Here is an 18,736-nt window from a genome sequence, read left to right as displayed (position 1 = left end):
CCCGCGCGCGTGCCGAGTGCCAGAACAGCATATATGGTCCGGTGGGGGGAGGCTGGTCCCGCCGGACGGCCCGTACACTAATCGGAGCCCAGAACTTAGGGAGAGCGTCCGCGATGGCGATGCGAGCACTGATCATCCGCGTGTACCGCGGGCTTCTGACGTATGCCATGAAGTTTGGCGTCGTTGGCATGTTCGGCTACATCATCGATGTCGGCATCTTCAACGTGCTCCGTTTCGAACACCTCGGCCAAGGAACCTGGGCCGCGACGCCCGTGGGCGCCAAGGTTGTGTCGGTCACCGTCGCCACGATCGTGACCTGGTTCGGCAATAGGTACTGGACCTTCAAGGACCGTCGGCGAGCGAATTTTGTGCTCGAGTTGCTCGAGTTTTCGGCGATCGCGGCGCTTGGAATGGGGATAGCCGTGGGATGTCTCTACATCTCGCACTACACGCTCGGGCACACGAGCGCACTTGCGGACAACATTTCGGCGAACGTGATCGGCCTGGGAATTGCGACGGCGTTCAGGTTCCTGATGTATCGCTTCTGGGTCTATGGCAACCACCGTTCCGATGGCCTTCACCGACGCCAAGTGGAAGCGGCGGCGTTGGCCGAGGCCGCAGCCGCCACTGTTGGGTCAGAGCCCACCCTCGACTAACCGCGCGTCGGCCCTCCGAGCCAACTTTTGCGCCAGACGTGCGGCCTACTAAAGGGCGGTACGGTAGAAGTTCAGGTAGCTCTTCGACGCCGTCGGCCCGCGCTGGCCGCGATACCGCGAGCCGTACGCGCTCGACCCATAGGGGTGCTCCGAAGGAGAGCTCAGCTGGAAGAAGCACAGCTGGCCAATCTTCATGCCGGGCCACAGGTTGATGGGCAGCGTCGCGGTGTTTGACAGCTCAAGGGTCACGTTGCCCTCAAAGCCGGGGTCGATGAATCCGGCGGTCGAGTGCGTGAGAAGCCCCAGCCGACCCAGGGAGGACTTTCCCTCGAGCCTTGCCGCAATGTCATCCGGCAGTGTCACGGACTCGTACGTGGAACCGAGTACGAACTCTCCGGGGTGCAGGACGAAGGGGTTTCCGGACTCGACCTCGACCAAACGAGTGAGGTCTGGCTGCTCAATCGCGGGATCGATCGCGGCGTACTTGTGGTTGTCGAACACCCTGAAGAACTTGTCGAGCCGCACGTCGATTGACGAGGGCTGGATCATCGCTGGCTCGTAAGGGTCGAGTGCGACCCTGCCTGCGTCGATCTGGGAGCGGATATCGCGGTCCGAGAGCAGCATGGAATGAATCTAGCGTGCCAACTCCCACGTCGGGGGCTCGCGCGCGACGCTGCACGCGGCGGCGGGCGAAACTACTCGCCGCCGTCGCGGCGCTTGCGGCGTCGTTCCTGCTCGTTGAGCCACACCCTAAACGCAGGGTCGTCGTCGGGGTTCGGCGCCCTGTAACCGCTCGACCTCGGAGACTGCCTCGGGTTCGACCACCGCGCATAAAGCCACGCAAGCGCGCCCACGTACGGCGCGAACAGGACGATCAGAACCCAAAGCACCTTGGGAAGTCGGTACGGCTCTTCGTCCCTGTGCTGAGCGATGTCGGCGATGACGTACGCCGTCAATCCGATGTAAAGAAGTATCGGCAGGAGGTAGCGCATGGCCTCACCCTAGAGCTCACTCAAACACTCGTCCACCGAGGGCCACGGGGGGCGTAGGGCCCACTCGCCGGTTTCGAACCGGTTCCATCGAAAAGTTTCTCGTACGAGTGGCCCTTGAGGCCTCGTGAGAGCGCGATCATTGGGTTAGGCTGGACCACGGCCCGACGGCCCTCACACTTTCTGGAAGGTCTCAACATGCAGTTCGGTCACTTCGACGATGAAGCCCGCGAATACGTCATTGAGACGCCGCACACTCCCTACCCGTGGATCAACTACCTGGGCGCGCAGGAGTTCTTTGGCTTGGTGTCGCACACGGGCGGCGGCTACTGCTTCTACCGCGACGCGAAGATGCGCCGCCTGACGCGGTACCGCTACAACAACACCCCCGTGGACGACGGCGGTCGGTTCTTCTCGATCAACGACGGCGGCGATGTATGGAGCCCCTCGTACCGTCCATACAAGACGGAGCTCGACTTCTTCGAGACACGTCACGGCATGGGCTACACGCGAATCACGGGTGAGCGCGGCGGGCTGCGCGCCTCGGTGCTGCTGTTCGTGCCCGTCGACGTCAACGCCGAGATCCACCAGGTCACCGTGACGAATACGTCCGATGCTGCGAAGTCGTTCTCGATGTTTTCATTCGTCGAGTTCTGCCTGTGGAACGCGGAAGACGACCAGACGAACTACCAGCGCAACCTGAGCATCGGCGAGGTCGAGGTCGAGGACGGCGCGATCTACCACAAGACCGAGTACCGCGAGCGACGCAACCACTACGCGGTGTACGGCGTCAACGCCCCGATCGCGGGATTCGACACCGACCGCGACACCTACCTGGGCTACGGCAACGGCTTCCACGAGGCCGCCGTGCCCCATGCAGGGAAGTCCGAAAACTCGGTCGCCTCGGGTTGGTACCCGTGCGCCTCGCACCAACTCGAGATCGAACTCGCTCCCGGTGAATCCAAGACGTACACCTTCGTACTCGGCTACCTTGAGAACGCGGAAGACGACAAGTGGGAGTCCCTAGGCGTCATCAACAAGACCGGCGCCAAGGCGCTGCTCGCTCGCTTTGCGACCAACGAGTCGACCGATGCCGAATTCGCCAAACTCAAGGCGTACTGGGACCAGCTGCTGGGCTCCTACACGGTGGAATCGGGCGATGACAAGCTCAACCGCATGGTCAACATCTGGAACCAGTACCAGTGCATGGTGACGTACAACATGTCTCGCTCCGCTTCGTACTTCGAGACTGGCATGGGCCGAGGGATGGGCTTCCGCGACTCGAGCCAGGACCTGCTTGGCTTCGTCCACCTGGTGCCCGAACGCGCACGTGAGCGCATTATCGACATCGCGTCGACCCAGTTCGAGGACGGCAGCGCCTATCACCAGTACCAGCCGCTCACCAAGCGCGGAAACCACGCGCTCGGCTCGGGTTTTAACGACGATCCGCTGTGGCTCATCGCGGGCGTGGGCGCGTACGTCAAGGAGACCGGCGACTTCGGCATCCTCGACGAGATGGTGCCCTTCGATAACGACGAGTCCAAGGCTCAGTCGCTCATGGAGCACCTCAAGAGATCGTTCAACCACCCGCTCGAGAAGGCCGGCCCTCACGGCCTCCCCCTCATCGGGCGCGCCGACTGGAACGACTGCCTCAACCTCAACTGCTTCTCCTCGACTCCCGGTGAGTCCTTCCAGACCACCGAGAACCAGGCGGGAGGCGTGGCCGAGTCGGTCTTCATCGCCGGAATGTTCGCGGCCATCGGGCCCGACTACGCGGTGCTCGCTCGCCGTCGTGGCGACGATGCCGAGGCGGACCGTGCCGAGAGTGCGGTGGCGGACATGAAGCAGGCCGTCGTCGACCACGGTTGGGACGGCGAGTGGTTCCTGCGCGCCTACGACTTCTACGGAAACAAAGTCGGCACGAACGATACCGACGAGGGCAAGATCTGGATCGAACCGCAGGGCTACTGCATCATGGGCGGCATCGGCATCGACGACGGCAAGGCCATCAAGGCGCTCGACTCGTGCCGCGAACGTCTCAACACGCCCCACGGCATGGTGCTCCAGAATCCCGCCTACACGACGTACAAGATCGAGTTGGGCGAGGTGTCAACGTACCCGCCGGGCTACAAGGAAAACGGTGGCATCTTCTGCCACAACAACCCTTGGGTGATCATCGCCGAGACGATCGTTGGCCGCGCGGAGTACGCCTGGGAGTACTACAAGCAGATCGCTCCCGCCTACCGCGAGGAGATCTCCGAGGTGCACCGCCTCGAGCCCTATGCGTACGCGCAGATGATCGCCGGCAAGGACGCCTCGCGTCACGGTGAGGCCAAGAACTCGTGGCTCACCGGTACCGCCTCGTGGAACTTCGTGACGGTCTCGCAGTACCTGCTCGGCGTGCGCGCCGACTACGACGGCCTCGTGGTCGACCCGTGCATAGGCGAGGAGGTGGGCGAGTACACCGTCCGCCGCCAGATCCGCGGCGCCACGTATGTCATCAACGTCAAGAGCACGGGCGCCAAGGGCGCCAGGCTCACTGTCGACGGTGTGCCCATCGAGGGCAACACCGTTCCCTATGCCGTCGCGGGTTCGATTGTGCAGGTCACCGCGACTCTCTAGCGCTGGTTGCGCCGCCGACGCCGGTGGCTGGCTTGGACTGGTCTTTTACGTCCTTCGCCGGCCACCGGTGTCGTCGTTTGTGGGCTACGCCGCTGGGGGCTTGGGTGTCGGATGCTCCGGCGCAAGCTTCTCCGCGGGAGCCGGTGGCGTCGCGGGAGCCTGTGGCGCCGCGGGAGCGGGCGCACCTGGCTGGGTCGCCCAGAGAGCCGGGTTCGTCGTGGGCGCGGGCGTGGGTGCCGGTGAGGCCTCCGCCCGGCGGGCCGCACGCCTTCTCCTCGCGCGGACCATGGCGATCACCGCGATAGTGATGACCGTGCCAAGAGCCGCCCAGGGCAGAAGCGCGCCGATGACTACCAGGGCCACCGAGATGAACGCCACGAGCCCGTGCCAACCGGACGACAGTCCGTCCCAGAACGTCTGCGGCGAGTTGTCCGCGATCACGACGGGCTTGGTCGTGAGCGAGAGGTCGATGGTCGACATCGATACCTGGTCGTGGAGGCCGCGCTGCTGCGCCTCGAGGCTCTGGAGTTCCGCCTGGCGACTGGCGAGTTCGTTCTCGAGCGTGATGATGTCCTTGATGTCCTTCGCATCTGCCAGAAGGCCCTGAATACGGTCGGTCGACGCGCGCAGCGTCGAGATCTTGGCGTCCAGGTCCGTCACCTCGGTGGTCACGTCGCGGGCTTGCGTGGCGTAACTGTCGACAGTGCCGAGTGCACGCAGGTCGTCGACCACCTTGTCGAGATCGTCCGCCGGGATGCGGAGCGTGAGCGAGGCGGAGCCACCGTCGCGCCCCTGGGGAGCGGTCTCGTCCCTCGCGTCGACCCGACCGCCCGCGGTCTGCACGATGCTTGCGGCCTTGTCTGCGGCCGCGAGAGGGTCCTCGACCGTGATGTAGAGCGAGCCCGTGACGACCAGGGACCGATCGGCGGCTGCGGGCGCGGCCGCAGCCGCGTCGCCGACCTTCGTGTCTACCTGTGCCGCGTTGCCGGCGTTGGCGTTGGCGACGGATGTATCGGCGGACGCCGAACAGCCCGCAAGCGCCCCTGCCGCAACAATCAGTCCTGCTATGACCCCGATCCGCCGCATGCGGCGCATCGTCCCCTCTCCCCTGTTGCTCATGGTGTTCATGCTAGTGAGACGCTTGGGTGCGCGCCAACGTTGGGTGTGAGGGGTACTTCTCGATGGCGGTGGTCGCGCGGATCGCCTGGACTACGATGAACGCCCGGCTGCGTCGTGACGATTGCGCCGCCGCGAGGGATCGTTCTACCTCCTTTGAGCGAAGCCCCCGAATATCGTGCCGCCCACCGCGTGCGCGACGTTTTGCTCCAACTCGGTCGAGTTAATCAACTAAGATGACAAACATGGAAGAGACATCGAAGGCGGGCTACGCACCCACTGACCACACGCCTACGACCCCCACCGACTCACTCGCTGCGGGTGGCGCTGACGTCGCCGCGCGTCTTGCCCAAGTGGTCCCGACCGCCCGGCAGGTCTCGTGGCAAGGCCACGAGTTTTATGCCTTCATCCACTTCGGCATGAACACGATGACGGACCGTGAGTGGGGACATGGGCATGAGGATCCGGGGCTCTTTGCTCCAAGTGACCTCGACGTCGACCAGTGGATGCGTACCCTCGTGGCTGCGCGGATGACCGGCGTCATCCTGACGGCGAAGCACCACGATGGGTTTTGCCTTTGGCCGAGTGCCCACACGGAGCATTCGGTGAAGAACTCGCCGTGGCGCAGCGGCCGCGGCGACTTGGTAGCCGAGGTGGCCGAGGCAGCGAGGCGACACGGGCTTGACCTGGGAATATATGTCTCGCCTTGGGACCGCACTGAAGCAACGTATGGATCCGGGCGCTCCTACGACGATTACTTCGTCGCCCAACTCACGGAGTTGCTCACCCAGTACGGCGATGTGTTTTCTGTGTGGTTCGACGGCGCGAACGGCGAGGGCCCAAACGGCAAGGTTCAGGAGTACGACTGGGATCGTTACTACGAGGTCATCCGCGAACTGCAACCCGATGCCGCTATCAGCGTCTGCGGCCCCGACGTTCGTTGGTGCGGCAACGAGGCCGGCCACACGCGGGCGGACGAGTGGAGCGTTGTCCCCGGTTCGCTCAGGGACGTGGAGCGCATTGCGGAGCGATCCCAGCAAGCGGACGATGGCGAGTTCCCCGCACTCGTGCGTAGCGATGAGAGTGATCTTGGGAGCCGGGAGGCCCTGGCAGACAGGCTCGACGACGTCGTCTGGTACCCGGCGGAAGTGAATACCTCAATCCGCCCGGGGTGGTTCTATCACGCGACCGAAGACGCCCGCGTGAAGCGGGCCGACGAGTTATTCGACCTGTGGTGCAGTTCTGTTGGCGGCAACGCGACGCTGCTGCTGAACGTCCCGCCGGACTCTCGCGGGCGGGTCGCCGGCCCGGACGTTCACGAGCTGCAGCAACTCGGCGGCCTCATCGATGCGTTCGTTGCCGGGACCGTGCGCGCGGTGCCGACCGTCTCGTCGGGCGAGTGGCTGGCACCACCGCGTCGCGCTGTACCGCTCGGTGTGTCAGACCCGTTTTCGCGCGAGTGGGCGGAATCGACGTGGACACCCGACGGATCCGATGCGGAGCCGTTCATTCGACTCGCATTCGACGAGCCCACCGACATCTCGGCTGTCGTCGTGCGTGAGGACATTCGCTATGGTCAAAACATCGAGGAGCTATCCGTCTCGGTGTCGCGATGGGGTGAAGAGACTCTGGTTGCGCGTGCTGGGGCGGTGGGGTACCAGCGGATACTTAGGTTTGATGCTGTCACGGCGGATGCGGTCACCTTGACCATTCACGCGCGGCGAGGAATACCGACGATCCGCGCGGTCGCTGCGGTCGCTGCGGTCGCTGCGGTCGCTGCGGTCGCGGATGGCGATGGTAATGTCGCGTCCTAAGCAGGCCATAGAGCGGCCGAATTCGCCGCCGTACCTGGGAGGTGAGTCGCACCACGACCGTTGAAGATTTGCGCGCTGGGCCAGTGCCGTGGCCTGCGTTGCACCCGACAACTCAGGCGGCCTTCAATCGCATTTTGTGGGAGGGCGGACTCTCGAAGTCCGAGGTCGCGGTAATGCTGGGGCTTTCGCGCACCCGGATGACGACGATCGCCCGCGATCTCGAGGCGGCGGGTCTCATTGAGGACGCCGGACTCGAGCAGCGCGCCGCGACCGGGCGACCGGCTGAGATGCTTCGCGCCCAAGCCCAAAGATTCCACCATCTCGGCATTCATGTGCGTGCCGCCGAGGTGGTTGCCACCGCGATCGATCTCAACAAGACCGTGGTGTGGGAACTTCGGGAAGAGGTGGTCGAACTCACCTCGGCGTGGGTGTTGACCCACCTTGAGCGCTGCATTCGCGAAACCTCGGCGGCAGGGCTGCGAATCGCTGCCGTGGCTGTGTGCGGCTCGACTCAGCAGATCGATGGGGCGACCACTGGCGTCCACATACACACGCTTCTCGACGCCTCGACGCTTGCCTTGGCGGCGCGCCAGACGGGCGTTCCCGTCTATGCGGAAGACGACGTGGCCGCGCTGACGGCCCTTGAACAGTGGCCGCTTCTGCATTCGGGGCAGGACTCGATGGTCCTCATCTCCATGGGGTATGAGATTGCCGTGTGCGTCGTCACCGATCTCAAGATCGTCCTGGGTGCACATCAACGCGCCGGACGATGGGCGCACACGCTCGTGGCCAACGACGGACCGCCGTGTCGGTTGGGCCACCACGGCTGTCTGTGGGGCATGAGTTCCGTAGCGTCGATGAGCCTGCAAACGGGTCTCCATGGACTGCGTCCGATCCTCGAAGCCGCTGGTACGGGCCATGAAGCCGCGCGGGCTGCGTTGCGCCAGGCAGCCTGGGGACTCGGTGCTGCGAGCGGCAATTTAGTGAACCTGATCGACCCAGACAAGGTCGTCCTCACAGGTGACAGTCGGGATGTTATCCGCGATAACTGGGATGACTATATGAGTGGATACCAGCAAGTATGCGAGTCTGAAACGCTTCCGGAAATCGAGGTGACTTCCTTCGACTCGCTTGAGTGGGCCCGGGCCGCTGCTGGCTACGCCCTCTTCTGCACTCTCACGGCAGCAACCATATAGCGACTTTGTGCTCTCACTTGACAAACTCACTCGGCACGCGTGATGATGGCGGAACGCCGCCAGTACCTCCGCGGCAGTTACAGCTTCAACACCAAAGTCAAAGGAGACTCATGAAGCACCAACGCGCCGCTGCCGCAGCCGCCGCAGTATTTGCCACAGCCTTGATGGTTACCGCCTGCTCCTCGACCTCGTCGACTAGCGCCGTGACGGCCTCGGGCGCTGCTGCCCCAGGCAAGGTCATTACTCTCGACTACTGGGCCTGGGGGAACGGTTGGGACCAAGACATCGCGGTCTGGAACAAGGAGCACCCGGACATTCAGGTGCGCCACACGGATGCCGGCGGAGGCAACGACTCTTCCGCAAAACTACTCGCGGCGGTTCGGGCAGGCAATGCGCCCGACCTCGCGCTGATCGAGAACACCTCGTTGCCGAGAATGATCGTCGCGGGAGTGCCCCTCGACATCACCGACTACGTGAAGGACATCAAGGGTGCCTATGCCGACGGCACCTGGGCGCAGACCACCTTCGACGGACACACATACGCCTACCCTCAGGACGTGGGCCCGATGGCTCTCGTGTACAGGTCCGACATCTTCCAGAAGTACGGACTTGACGCCCCGGTGACTTGGGACGACTTCCGCAAGGATGCCGAGGTCCTTAAGGCGCAAGACCCCACTGCGACCCTGGCGACACTCACTACAGACGGCTGGGGATGGTACGCGGCCGTGGCCGCCCAGGTGGGCGACATGTGGTGGTCGCTGTCCGGTGACACGTGGACGGTCAACATCAATGGCGACGGCTCCAAGAAGGTCATGAACTTCTTCCAGGGCATGTACGACGATAAACTCATCACCACCGAACCGATCCTCACGCCTGAATACAACGCGAAGCTCAACGACGGCACCATGCTCTCTTGGCCGTCGGCAGTGTGGGCTCCCGGCGTGCTTTACGGCGTCGCCCCAGACACCGCGGGCGACTGGTCGTTGGCGCCGCTGCCTCGCTGGAATGCGAATGATGCGACGGTCTCGTATCAGGGTGGTTCTTCGGTGGCAGTGGTTTCTACGAGCAAGCACCCCAAGGAAGCGGCGGAGTTTGGCGCGTGGCTGAACGCGAGCCCGGAAGGCTCGCAGTTGATTCTCAACGTGCAGAACTCCTACCCCGCCGCGATCGCCGGTCAGGAAGCGGCGAAGAAGCAGGATCCGCCTAAGTTGATGCCGCAGCAGACCGACTACTACGACATTGTCGCGAAGATCGCGTCTGACACTCGCCCCGTGACCTGGGGCCCGGACACGGACGTCGCCCAGTCGGCGTTTACCGATGCGATGAACGCCGCCGTACAAAACGGCACGTCGTGGGCGGACGCCCTCGATGCGACACAGAAGGCCGTTGTCGCCGATATGAAGGAGAAGGGCTTCAAGGTCTCCAACTGACTTGGGCTCAACTCATTCACTGTCAACGACTCGACTGGAGGTAATCCGTGACAACCGTCGCTCCGAGCGGTACGGGAGCCGGCACGAAGAATCAAGGTAGGGCCTTGGTGCGGCGGCGGCAACGCCGCCGCCGCACCAAGGCGCCCTACTTTCTCGTCGCTCCCGCGCTCATCCTGTTCATTCTGTTCACCGTGATCCCGATCGGATACGCGATCCGTGAGAGCCTCTACGCGCAACGCGTCACCGGGGGAGGCGTGCTCGGCACGCGTACGACGGTATTTGTCGGGTTCGAGAACTACATCAAGGTGCTGACCGATCCGCAGATGCTCTCGGGACTCAGGCACGTCCTCATTTTCGGCTTCATTGCCGTTCCGGCCACATTGGGGCTCGCGCTTCTCTTCGCACTCTTGCTTGACACTCCAGGAGTAAGGCTCACGCGCTTCGGGCGGACCAGCATCTTCGTGCCATATGCGGTGCCAGGAGTCGTTGCCGCCCTGCTGTGGGGATTCATGTATCTTCCGCGCACGAGTCCGTTTTCATACATCACAGAGCATCTGGGACTCGGGACCATCCCCTTTCTTGAATCGGGATACATCTACTTGTCCATGGCGAACATCTCCATCTGGGGCGGCGTCGGATTCAACATGCTCGTGATCTTCACGGCACTCCAGGGCCTGCCGCGAGAGCTCATCGAGGCTGCGCGTCTTGACGGCGCTACCGAGGTAGGCATCGCCTTTCGCGTCAAGATGCCGCTCGTTCGGCCAGCGCTGATCCTCACGAGCGTCTTTGCTTTGCTCGGCGCGATCCAACTGTATGGCGAGCCGATCATGCTGAAGCCACTCACCACGAGCATCAGCGATACGTGGACGCCCCTGCTGACCATCTACCGCAACGCCTTCCGGCTCGACAACCTCAACGAGGCCGCCGCCGCGTCGGTTGTGCTCGCCGTGGCCATCATCTTCGTGTCCATCGCGGTGCTCCAGGTCGTGCGCGTGAACGCTCGCAGGGGGATGTGATGGCCAACAACGAACCAGCGAGTCTCAGGCGCATCAAGATCATTCCGACCGGCATCCTCGTCATCGGCGCGATCTACTGCCTGATCCCCGTGGCATGGGTCTTCGTTGCCGCGTCGAAGGCGCCCAACGAGTTGTTCAACTCCTTCACGTTTGCACCAGGCTCCGGACTCGTCCACAACTTCAAGGCGCTCTTCGCCTTCAGCGACGGCGTCTATGGCAAGTGGGCGCTCAACTCCCTGCTGTACTCCGGAGTCGGCGGTGCCCTCTCGACCCTCATCTCGGCCGCCGCGGGATACGCCATGGCGAAGTTCAACTTTGTGCTGGGACGGGTCTTCCTTTTTACGCTCTTGGGCGGACTCCTTATTCCTGGTATTACCTTGGCGATTCCGCAGTACCTGCTCATGTCCGATCTGAACTTGGCCGGAACTCGTTTGGCGGTGCTGCTTCCCGTGCTTATCACGCCGTTCGGAATCTATCTGTGCAAGGTATACGCAGACGGCGCCGTTCAGCAGGAAGCGCTCGAGGCCGCGCGCATCGATGGCGCGTCAGAGTGGCGCATCTTCCGCAGCATCGCTATGCCGCTGATGCTTCCCGGCATGGTCACCGTGTTCCTCCTGCAATTCGTCGGAATCTGGAACAACTTCCTACTTCCGTACATCATGCTGTCGGATTCGTCGACATTCCCGCTCACCGTGGGACTGAACTCATTGCTCGAACGAGGGTCAGGTTCGCCCTCGCTGTACTCGCTCGCGATCATCGGCGCAGCCGTCGCGATCATTCCCCTCGTGGCGTTGGTGCTGTTCTTGCAGCGCTACTGGCGCCTCGATCTCATTGCCGGAGGAGTTAAAGGATGACCTGGTCGCACAGCGACAATGCATGGCCGACAAACGGATTGAGCTACGGAGGTGATTACAACCCAGAGCAATGGGACCGCGACACGTGGCGCGAAGACATGCGCCTCATGAAGGCTGCGGGAGTCACGATGGTGTCCCTGGGCATCTTCTCGTGGGGCCTCCTCGAGGTGGGCGAAGGGCACTACGACTGGGAGTCGATGGACGAGATCGTCGACCTCCTCGGCGAGCACGGCATCGCGATCGATATGGCGACCCCGACGGCCGCGCCTCCCGCGTGGCTTCTCGACAAGCACCCGGAGATCTTGCCGGTCGATCAGGACATGCAACAGCATTGGCCAGGCGCCAGGTTGGGGTGGTGCCCGTCAAGCCCCACCTTCCGCACCTACGCAAAGAGCATCGTCCGTGCCGTGGCGGAGCGCTACGGCAACCGCGGGCATGTAGTCATGTGGCACGCGAGCAACGAATACGGCGGTGGCAATGCCAGGTGCTACTGCGACGTGTCACAGGACGCGTTCCGGCAGTGGTTGAGTGCCAAATACGGTTCGATCGATGCGCTCAATGAGGCGTGGGGCTCCGCGTTCTGGGGCCATACGTTCAGGTCCTTCGATCAGGTCACGGCGCCCCGCGGAAACGACGCAAAGAATCCCGCGAGAGTTCTCGACTATGACCGCTTCTCTTCGGATGCTCTCCTCGACGTCTTCCTGATGGAGCGCGAGATTCTCAAGGAGGTCACTCCCGAACTTCCTGTCACGACGAATTTCATGGTGGGTGCCGAGCCCGACGTCGTGAATTACGCCAGGTGGGCGCCGCACATGGACATCGTGGCGAACGACCATTACACACGATCGCCGGACCCGTGTCCGCAGCAGGATGTCGCGTTCTCCGGCGACCGCATGCGCGCGATGACCACGGATCGCCGTCCATGGCTACTCATGGAGCACTCGACGTCGGCAGTCAACTGGCAGCCGCGTAACCGGGCCAAAGAACCGGGCGAGATGATCAGGAACTCGATCAGCCATGTGGCCCATGGTTCGGATGGGGCGATGTTCTTCCAATGGAGGGCTTCGCGTTCCGGAGCTGAGCAATTCCACTCCGCCATGGTGCCCCACGCGGGCGAGGATAGCGATCTGTTCCGCGAGGTGTGCCGTCTCGGCGGCTACCTGGAGAGACTCGCCCCTGTGGTGGGCTCCCGCACCTCAGCGCCACGCGTGGGGATCTTGTTTGACGACGAGTCCGGCTGGTCACTATCCAAGGGGATCAAACCCTGCAACGAGCTCAAGTACGGGCGCGCGGTACGTGACTGGCACCACGCGTTTTGGACCGGGAACGAGTCGATCGAGGTCGCATCGCCTTGGCAGGACTTCGCGGACTACGAGGTGTTGGTGGTACCCGCCCTCTATGTCGTTGAGGATGAGGTCGCGGAGCGGATTTCGCAGTTCGCCCTGGGCGGCGGAACTGTGGTGATTACGTACCTCTCGGGAATCGTCACACCGGACAGCGCGGTGCGCCTGGGGGGTTACCCCGGCGCCTTCCGTGACCTGCTTGGCGCGTGGTGCGAGGAGTTCCGACCGCTGCAGGCAGGCGAAACCTTCACGCTCGACAATGGCTGGACGGGCGCGGATTGGACCGAACTCGTTCGCGTAGCCGATGCCGAGATCGTCGCGCGCTATACCGGGGGAGCGCTGGACGGCCGCGCGGCCGTCACTCGCCGAACTCTCGATGGCGGCGGCAGGGTCTACTACGTGTCGGCGGGGCTGGATCGCGCCTCAATTGGGAACCTTGTGCGTCAGGAACTCGGGATTCGTGCAAACGGGCTTCCAGAAGGCCTCGAGGTCGCGGCACGGGAAAACGGCGAAGAGCGGTTCACGTTCTACATCAACCACAGTCGCGACGAGATGGGCATCCCTGCGCACGGGCACGACCTGATCACTGGCGAGGACGTTTCCCACACCCTCACGATTCCCGGAGGTGACGTTCGCGTGCTGCGGACGCCCATTTCCGCATAGGTAAGGCACCGCACGCGCCGTTGGTTGAGGCTGCTGCCCATTTTCTGAGGTACCGGGCCAACGGCGTGTGCGGTGGGCGTCTGGCGATTGTCTTGCGCCGCACGCTTTCGGTGGTGCCTGCGTAGACCGCGTGGGCGCGCGCGGAGCCGACGGCCGAACTGATCCTGCCTACCGCCCCGGGGCCTTGCTCAGGTGTACGGAGCATCTCGGGGTCGGGGGGCCGAGTGCCTGTGCGTGGCCCGGCAGCCCGGCGCCCGTCCAGGGGTCGTCCACTGCCGCTGGGCGGACCTTTCGAGCCGCTCTCTGTCCCCCGATGCCACCAACAGCGCGTCGGGGCGGACGACGGCTTCCTTGCCCGCGTACTCAAGGACCTCGCCGGGCGTTCCCGGCCGCGCAGGATTCGGGTTCGGGGCGATCGGCGAGGGCTGGGTTCGCATGCTTGATGTCGACGTCGTCGCCGGCCTCGGCCTCGAACCGGCGGCAATCTAGCGCGTGACGGAACGTGAACGCGCGGGACTTGAGCGCCGCGTGGCGCTGTACCTCCCGGGACGCCCGACGCTAGATCTTTCCGGCCGGACGGCGGTCACCGTCGACGACGGCGTCGCCATGGGAGGCACGATGCTCGCGACGATCGGTGTGGCTAGGGCCCTGGGCGCGGAACGCGTCCTGGTCGCGGTCGGAGCGGCCCCGCACGATTCCGTGGCCCGGCTGCGATGCTCCGCCGACGAGGCCGTGCGTCTCCTCGGTGAGCCATTCGTACCTTAGGGGTTCTCCATCCAGGACTTGAGATGCATGGCGGCGGGATTCACGACCTGGATCGAATCGATGATGTCGTGCAGCTCTGGGGCGGTCGACGTGGTGCCACGGGTGATGGCGCCACAGTGAATCCACACGTTGTCCTTGACGATGAAGGCACGCGGCTCCACCGTGGTCCCGTCGCCGAGGGTGACGTCGGCGCCCCACACGTTTCCGCCGTAGAACGTCTGGAAGCCGTACGCGTTCGCGGCGGCACCATGGCCAAACGTCGCGTTCCAGCGTGAGTTCGCGAGGTCGATGACGTTGGGTCCCTCGGGATTGAGCAGATCGGGGTCGCGCCAAGCGTCGCAGAAGATGTTGATGGTCCCGTCGGTCCAGGTTCCCACTTCGTTGTTATCGAAATACCACGTGTCCGGAATCGAGACGGAGATGCCGTAGAAGCCAAGCGTCTGGGCAGTCCAGCCTGGGCGTGGCCAGCCGAGTGGCGCGGGGTCAGGCTTGGGCGCCGGGGTGGATGTCGCGGTCGCCGTGGACGACGTCGCCGGAGAGGGCGTCGGTGGAGGGGACGAGGTCGCCGGGGTGTCCGCGGCTGTCGGGGTGGCCTTCGCGCCCGCAGAACTTTCCGTGGGAGAGGAAGTGCACGCCGCCGTGAAGCCGAGGGCGATGACGGCGAGGGTAGCCGACCGGGCAATCCTTGAGACCCGGCGGGCGTCCGTGGTGTGGTGATGAGAGAGGTTCATCGTGAGGCTCCTATGCCTTACACAAAGCCTAGCCGCAGGCCGTCGCCGTCCGCTAGGGATCGACCTCATCGCGCCGAACCACCGAGAGGCGGCTAGTCTGCTGCGAGCGGCGCCCTTCAATCCGAGGAGTTTCGGTGAGACCGAATCCCGACTATTCCATGGCCGACGAGGCCGAGGTTGCCGACCTGCTTCGTGAATACCCGTGGTGCGCGATCGTGTTGCACGTGCCCGGCCGCGGCATCGTCGCCTCGCACTACCCCGTCTTGGTGGATGAACAGGCCGACGTCCTCACCGTGTTTGGTCACGTGGGCAAGAGCCCGACCAAGATCTCCACGAACTCGGCAAGCAGGAACTCACCGTGATCGTGGAGGGACCCCAGGGCTACATCTCACCCGGCTGGTATGGCGTCTCGCCTGCCGTCCCCACGTGGAACTTCGTCGTTGCCCACCTCACGGGGACTCCCGAGGTGGTGTCCCAAGCAGAGAATCTGCGGCTTACGGACGTGCTGGTGGACTACTTCGAGGATCAAACGGACCAACCCGCGCGGCTGCACGCGAGCGCGGCGAACACCGAGTATGCGGAGCGCATCGTCGGCGGCACGGTGGCCTTTCGCATGAAGGTCGATCGCTTCGAGGCCAAGCGCAAGATGAGCCAAGACAAGCCCGACGCCGTGGCAGACCGCGTGATCGAGGGCTTGTCGGCCCTGGGGCCGTTCCACAACCCGCCGTTGGCGCGCTACATGCGAGAAATCCGCGGTCGTGACCGCGCGGGGCTAGGTGCGCCTCGCGCTCTCCAGTCGGGCGTCTAGGGCCTCTGAGCGAACCTTTCGAGCAATTCCCCGTCCCCGGCTACCACCAACAGCGCGTCGGGGTTGATGACGGTGTCCTTGCCCGCGTATTCGAAGTCCTCGCCTGGCGCCTTCACGCCGATCACCTGGATGCCGTACTTACTACGCAGGTCGAGTTGGTCAAGCCTGAAGTTGTGGGTCTCCTTGGGCGGGCGCATCTTGACGATCGTGAACCCGTCCTCGACCTCGATGTAGTCGAGCATCTTGCCGCCGACGGAGTGGGCCACGCGGGCGCCCGCATCGGACTCGGGAAGCACGACGTGATGCGCGCCGATGCGTTCCAGGATGCGCTTGTGCTCGGTCGATGTCGCCTTGGCCCAGATGTCCTTGATGCCCATGTCGACGAGGTTTCCCGTGATGAGCACCGAGGCCTCGAGCGCCGTGCCGACACCGACGACTGCGGCGCTGAAGTCCTTGGCACCGATCTGGTCGAGGGCGCGCGGATCGGTGGCGTCGGCCTCGACCACCGGAAGCCTGCGCGACCACTTCTCGACCAGTTGGGCGTCGCGGTCGACCGCGAGCACCTCGACGTCCATCAGGTCGAGCGTATCTGCGAGGGCAGAACCGAAGCGGCCCAGCCCGATGACGAGGATGGCTTGGTTCTGCGTGTCGTTAGCCAATGAGGGGCCTTTCCGAGGGATAGCGAATGACGCGTCGCTGCCGATTGAGCGCGAGCGCCGCGACCACGGTGATCGACCCGACGCGCCCTATGTACATGATGACGGTAATCGTGACTTTTGCGGCGGCGGGGAGGTGCGGAGTGATCCCCGTCGACAGGCCCACTGTGGCAAAACCCGAGGACACCTCGAACACCACCTGACCCAGGGTAAAGCCTTCGGCGGTGGTCTGGGCGAGCACGATTCCCGTACCAAGGATGACAAAGAAGAGAGACACGAGCGTCACGGCAACCGCGAGGCGGAGCACCTCAGTGCCGATGCGTTTGCCGAACGCCTCGATGTCGCGTCGGCCCCGCGCCTCGGCCCAGATCGCGAGCAGAAGCACCGCGAGCGTGGTGACCCTGATGCCTCCTGCAGTTCCTCCTGAGCCTGCACCGATGAACATGAGCACGTCCTCGAGCAGCCACGTCTGCTGGTGCATCAGGCTGTGATCGAGCCCGGCGAAGCCGCCGTGGCGCTGGTTGACCGACACAAATAGCGTCTGCCACACCTTGGCCCAACCGTGCGAGGCGCCAAGCGTCTCGGGGTTGTTCCACTCGAATAGGGCGAGCAGCGCGATCGAAGCCACTTGCAGCACCGCGATCGTGACAAGTGTGAGTTTGGTGTGGAGTGACCACTTGCGCGGGTGGCGCCAGGACCTCACGAGGTTGAAGTACACGGGAAACCCCGTCGCTCCGAGCAACAGCGCGGCCGCAATGGACATTCTGAAAATCGGGTCGTCGGCGTACGGCACAATCCCGCCGGGATCCGGCATGAAGCCGGCGTTATTGAATGCCGAGACCGCGTAGAACACCGAATGCCAGGCCGCACGGCCGAGCGGCACGTGGTGCGAGAGCAGGCGCCAGAACAGGATGGCCGAGATGCCGGCCTCGACGCTCGTCGAGACAACGAAGATGGTGCGCAGGAGCGTGCGCACGTCGCCGAGGGCGCCCGCTCGGGCCTCGTCTGCGGCGAGCATCCTGGTGGTGAGCCCGAGCCTTCTTGTCACCGCGAGGGCCACAAGCGAGGCCAGGGTCATGATCCCGAGGCCGCCGATCTTGATGGCCGCGAGGATCACCACTAGGCCGAACGCGGACCAGTGCACTCCGGTGTCGAGCGTGACGAGCCCGGTGACGGTGGACGCCGAGCTCGCGGTGAAGAGCGCGTCGACGAAGGGGGTGTGCGTGCCCGCCGCCGACGAGATGGGGAGCATCAGAAGGCTCCCCGTCCCCAGAATCAGGACCGCGAATGCTCCGAGCGCGAGTCGGGCGGGGTGCTGCAGCGCCACGTGGTCGATGTGCTCGTCGACCCAGTCACGCGCGGCACCAAGGACCGTCATCCCACTCCGTTCAGGGAACGCGTCTCGTATCGCGCACCCGAGGCATCACTTTGCCACGCTTACGGCGGGCCTATAGGTACATCGGCAGGTTCTCGTATCTTCACAACAGTCACATGTGCCCCTACAGTGAGAGGGGCATCGCGCCGATAGACACGGCGGATGCTTCCTAAGGAGACCTGGATTGGCCGAGAATCCCTCGCCTCGCTTCCTCACCGTTGCTGAGGTCGCTGAGATGTGCCGCGTGTCACGGATGACCGTGTACCGCTGGGTTCACGCTGGCGACCTCCCAGCCGTGCGATTCGGCAAGTCCTTCAGGGTGCCTCAAGACGCCGCGACGGCGTTCATGGAGCGCGCCGCACTGTCCTCCGAACTTGGCGAAGATGACGGAACGGGCGTCACGGCTGTAGGCTAGGTCCTCGTGTCACGCGCGTCGCGTGTCGACGCCGTTGTCAGCAATCGATCGAGGTAGGTTCCGTGGGATCCGTCATCAAGAAGCGTCGCAAGCGCATGTCGAAGAAGAAGCACCGCAAGTTGCTTCGGAAGACGCGCCACCAGCGCCGCAATAAGAAGTAATACCAGGGACTTTACTCGTCCTCCCGGTATGGGGCCGCCCGCGTCATGCACTAAGTATGCGTTAGCGGCCCCTTTTCTTATGCCCAAATGCGGCCATTTTGCGACAGTTGGGGGCACCTGTGGACA

20 protein-coding genes are annotated in these 18,736 nt (G+C 64.0%); 14 read left to right on the top strand and 6 right to left on the bottom strand.

Features of this window, described 5'->3' with window-relative positions:
* Positions 1-113: 113 nt before the first annotated feature.
* On the top strand, positions 114-656 hold the full coding sequence (locus BKA03_RS12695; protein WP_083971169.1) for a GtrA family protein: 543 nt from the start codon (positions 114-116) through the stop codon (positions 654-656).
* Between the two features lie 48 nt (positions 657-704).
* Here the strand turns inward: BKA03_RS12695 and dcd are convergent, their stop codons facing one another.
* Together dcd and BKA03_RS12685 are read right to left on the bottom strand one after the other, a co-directional pair.
* The gene (gene dcd / locus BKA03_RS12690; RefSeq protein WP_062074261.1) at positions 705-1,280 is read right to left on the bottom strand and encodes a dCTP deaminase; all 576 of its coding nucleotides are present in this window, start codon (positions 1,278-1,280) and stop codon (positions 705-707) included.
* A gap of 71 nt (positions 1,281-1,351) precedes the next feature.
* Entirely contained in the window at positions 1,352-1,648 is a 297-nt protein-coding gene (locus BKA03_RS12685) for a PLD nuclease N-terminal domain-containing protein (RefSeq protein WP_062074260.1), read from the bottom strand.
* Positions 1,649-1,843: 195 nt separating this feature from the next.
* On the opposite strand from BKA03_RS12685, the gene BKA03_RS12680 reads away from it, so the two are divergent.
* The gene (locus BKA03_RS12680; RefSeq protein ID WP_062074259.1) at positions 1,844-4,267 is read left to right on the top strand and encodes a glycoside hydrolase family 94 protein; all 2,424 of its coding nucleotides are present in this window, start codon (positions 1,844-1,846) and stop codon (positions 4,265-4,267) included.
* A gap of 84 nt (positions 4,268-4,351) precedes the next feature.
* Here the strand turns inward: BKA03_RS12680 and BKA03_RS12675 are convergent, their stop codons facing one another.
* Positions 4,352-5,386 carry a DUF4349 domain-containing protein gene (locus BKA03_RS12675; protein ID WP_062074258.1) on the bottom strand — a complete coding sequence of 345 codons (1,035 nt, stop codon included), beginning with the start codon at positions 5,384-5,386 and terminating at the stop codon, positions 4,352-4,354.
* 242 nt (positions 5,387-5,628) lie between these two features.
* Here BKA03_RS12675 and BKA03_RS12670 point away from each other — a divergent pair, with 242 nt between their 5' ends.
* The 8 genes from BKA03_RS12670 to BKA03_RS12635 all read left to right on the top strand — a co-directional run bounded on the left by BKA03_RS12670 (position 5,629) and on the right by BKA03_RS12635 (position 14,464).
* Entirely contained in the window at positions 5,629-7,197 is a 1,569-nt protein-coding gene (locus tag BKA03_RS12670) for an alpha-L-fucosidase (protein WP_083971163.1), read from the top strand.
* 173 nt (positions 7,198-7,370) lie between these two features.
* A complete protein-coding gene (locus BKA03_RS12665; protein ID WP_152649469.1) occupies positions 7,371-8,393 on the top strand; it encodes an ROK family protein in 1,023 nt (340 codons plus the stop codon).
* A gap of 110 nt (positions 8,394-8,503) precedes the next feature.
* Complete coding sequence (locus tag BKA03_RS12660; protein ID WP_238579368.1) at positions 8,504-9,823, top strand: ABC transporter substrate-binding protein; 1,320 nt, start codon at positions 8,504-8,506, stop codon at positions 9,821-9,823.
* A gap of 47 nt (positions 9,824-9,870) precedes the next feature.
* Complete coding sequence (locus BKA03_RS12655) at positions 9,871-10,839, top strand: carbohydrate ABC transporter permease (protein WP_238579367.1); 969 nt, start codon at positions 9,871-9,873, stop codon at positions 10,837-10,839.
* Positions 10,839-11,693, top strand: a complete 855-nt coding sequence (locus tag BKA03_RS12650) for a carbohydrate ABC transporter permease (RefSeq protein WP_062074256.1) — start codon at positions 10,839-10,841, stop codon at positions 11,691-11,693. Before BKA03_RS12655 ends, BKA03_RS12650 begins: the two co-directional genes overlap by 1 nt.
* Entirely contained in the window at positions 11,690-13,699 is a 2,010-nt protein-coding gene (locus BKA03_RS12645; RefSeq protein WP_062074255.1) for a beta-galactosidase, read from the top strand. Before BKA03_RS12650 ends, BKA03_RS12645 begins: the two co-directional genes overlap by 4 nt.
* Positions 13,700-13,933: 234 nt before the next feature.
* Entirely contained in the window at positions 13,934-14,188 is a 255-nt protein-coding gene (locus BKA03_RS12640; protein WP_152649468.1) for a hypothetical protein, read from the top strand.
* A 3-nt stretch (positions 14,189-14,191) separates the two neighbouring features.
* Positions 14,192-14,464, top strand: coding sequence for a phosphoribosyltransferase family protein (locus BKA03_RS12635; protein WP_062074254.1), 273 nt, complete (start codon positions 14,192-14,194; stop codon positions 14,462-14,464).
* On the opposite strand, the gene BKA03_RS12630 is transcribed toward BKA03_RS12635, so the two are convergent.
* Positions 14,461-15,195 carry a hypothetical protein gene (locus tag BKA03_RS12630; RefSeq protein ID WP_062074253.1) on the bottom strand — a complete coding sequence of 245 codons (735 nt, stop codon included), beginning with the start codon at positions 15,193-15,195 and terminating at the stop codon, positions 14,461-14,463. The two genes, BKA03_RS12635 and BKA03_RS12630, sit on opposite strands and share 4 nt — an antisense overlap.
* A 134-nt stretch (positions 15,196-15,329) precedes the next feature.
* Here BKA03_RS12630 and BKA03_RS15390 point away from each other — a divergent pair, with 134 nt between their 5' ends.
* The gene (locus BKA03_RS15390) at positions 15,330-15,557 is read left to right on the top strand and encodes an FMN-binding negative transcriptional regulator (RefSeq protein WP_274518616.1); all 228 of its coding nucleotides are present in this window, start codon (positions 15,330-15,332) and stop codon (positions 15,555-15,557) included.
* On the top strand, positions 15,554-16,003 hold the full coding sequence (locus BKA03_RS12625) for an FMN-binding negative transcriptional regulator (protein ID WP_274518615.1): 450 nt from the start codon (positions 15,554-15,556) through the stop codon (positions 16,001-16,003). Before BKA03_RS15390 ends, BKA03_RS12625 begins: the two co-directional genes overlap by 4 nt.
* On the opposite strand, the gene BKA03_RS12620 is transcribed toward BKA03_RS12625, so the two are convergent.
* Together BKA03_RS12620 and BKA03_RS12615 are read right to left on the bottom strand one after the other, a co-directional pair.
* Positions 16,000-16,662, bottom strand: a complete 663-nt coding sequence (locus BKA03_RS12620; RefSeq protein WP_062074252.1) for a potassium channel family protein — start codon at positions 16,660-16,662, stop codon at positions 16,000-16,002. The two genes, BKA03_RS12625 and BKA03_RS12620, sit on opposite strands and share 4 nt — an antisense overlap.
* Complete coding sequence (locus tag BKA03_RS12615) at positions 16,655-18,037, bottom strand: TrkH family potassium uptake protein (protein ID WP_062074251.1); 1,383 nt, start codon at positions 18,035-18,037, stop codon at positions 16,655-16,657. Before BKA03_RS12615 ends, BKA03_RS12620 begins: the two co-directional genes overlap by 8 nt.
* Before the next feature lie 232 nt (positions 18,038-18,269).
* On the opposite strand from BKA03_RS12615, the gene BKA03_RS12610 reads away from it, so the two are divergent.
* Both BKA03_RS12610 and BKA03_RS12605 read left to right on the top strand, forming a co-directional pair.
* Positions 18,270-18,449 carry a helix-turn-helix domain-containing protein gene (locus BKA03_RS12610; RefSeq protein WP_238579383.1) on the top strand — a complete coding sequence of 60 codons (180 nt, stop codon included), beginning with the start codon at positions 18,270-18,272 and terminating at the stop codon, positions 18,447-18,449.
* Positions 18,450-18,511: 62 nt separating this feature from the next.
* Complete coding sequence (locus BKA03_RS12605; protein ID WP_005504750.1) at positions 18,512-18,610, top strand: 30S ribosomal protein bS22; 99 nt, start codon at positions 18,512-18,514, stop codon at positions 18,608-18,610.
* The last annotated feature ends 126 nt before the right edge of the window (positions 18,611-18,736 follow it).

Source organism: Demequina lutea (genome assembly GCF_013409005.1).
Taxonomy (GTDB): Bacteria; Actinomycetota; Actinomycetes; order Actinomycetales; family Demequinaceae; genus Demequina; species Demequina lutea.
This window is presented reverse-complemented; position numbering and strand designations above follow the sequence as displayed.

Excerpts from the sequence above, each read along its gene's own strand:
- BKA03_RS12695 (WP_083971169.1), top strand. The coding sequence starts at position 114 with ATGGCGATGCGAGCACTGATCATCCGCGTGTACCGCGGGCTTCTGACG.
- dcd (WP_062074261.1), bottom strand. The coding sequence starts at position 1,280 with ATGCTGCTCTCGGACCGCGATATCCGCTCCCAGATCGACGCAGGCAGG.
- BKA03_RS12685 (WP_062074260.1), bottom strand. The coding sequence starts at position 1,648 with ATGCGCTACCTCCTGCCGATACTTCTTTACATCGGATTGACGGCGTAC.
- BKA03_RS12680 (WP_062074259.1), top strand. The coding sequence starts at position 1,844 with ATGCAGTTCGGTCACTTCGACGATGAAGCCCGCGAATACGTCATTGAG.
- BKA03_RS12675 (WP_062074258.1), bottom strand. The coding sequence starts at position 5,386 with ATGAGCAACAGGGGAGAGGGGACGATGCGCCGCATGCGGCGGATCGGG.
- BKA03_RS12670 (WP_083971163.1), top strand. The coding sequence starts at position 5,629 with ATGGAAGAGACATCGAAGGCGGGCTACGCACCCACTGACCACACGCCT.
- BKA03_RS12665 (WP_152649469.1), top strand. The coding sequence starts at position 7,371 with ATGCTGGGGCTTTCGCGCACCCGGATGACGACGATCGCCCGCGATCTC.
- BKA03_RS12660 (WP_238579368.1), top strand. The coding sequence starts at position 8,504 with ATGAAGCACCAACGCGCCGCTGCCGCAGCCGCCGCAGTATTTGCCACA.
- BKA03_RS12650 (WP_062074256.1), top strand. The coding sequence starts at position 10,839 with ATGGCCAACAACGAACCAGCGAGTCTCAGGCGCATCAAGATCATTCCG.
- BKA03_RS12645 (WP_062074255.1), top strand. The coding sequence starts at position 11,690 with ATGACCTGGTCGCACAGCGACAATGCATGGCCGACAAACGGATTGAGC.
- BKA03_RS12630 (WP_062074253.1), bottom strand. The coding sequence starts at position 15,195 with ATGAACCTCTCTCATCACCACACCACGGACGCCCGCCGGGTCTCAAGG.
- BKA03_RS12615 (WP_062074251.1), bottom strand. The coding sequence starts at position 18,037 with ATGACGGTCCTTGGTGCCGCGCGTGACTGGGTCGACGAGCACATCGAC.
- BKA03_RS12610 (WP_238579383.1), top strand. The coding sequence starts at position 18,270 with ATGTGCCGCGTGTCACGGATGACCGTGTACCGCTGGGTTCACGCTGGC.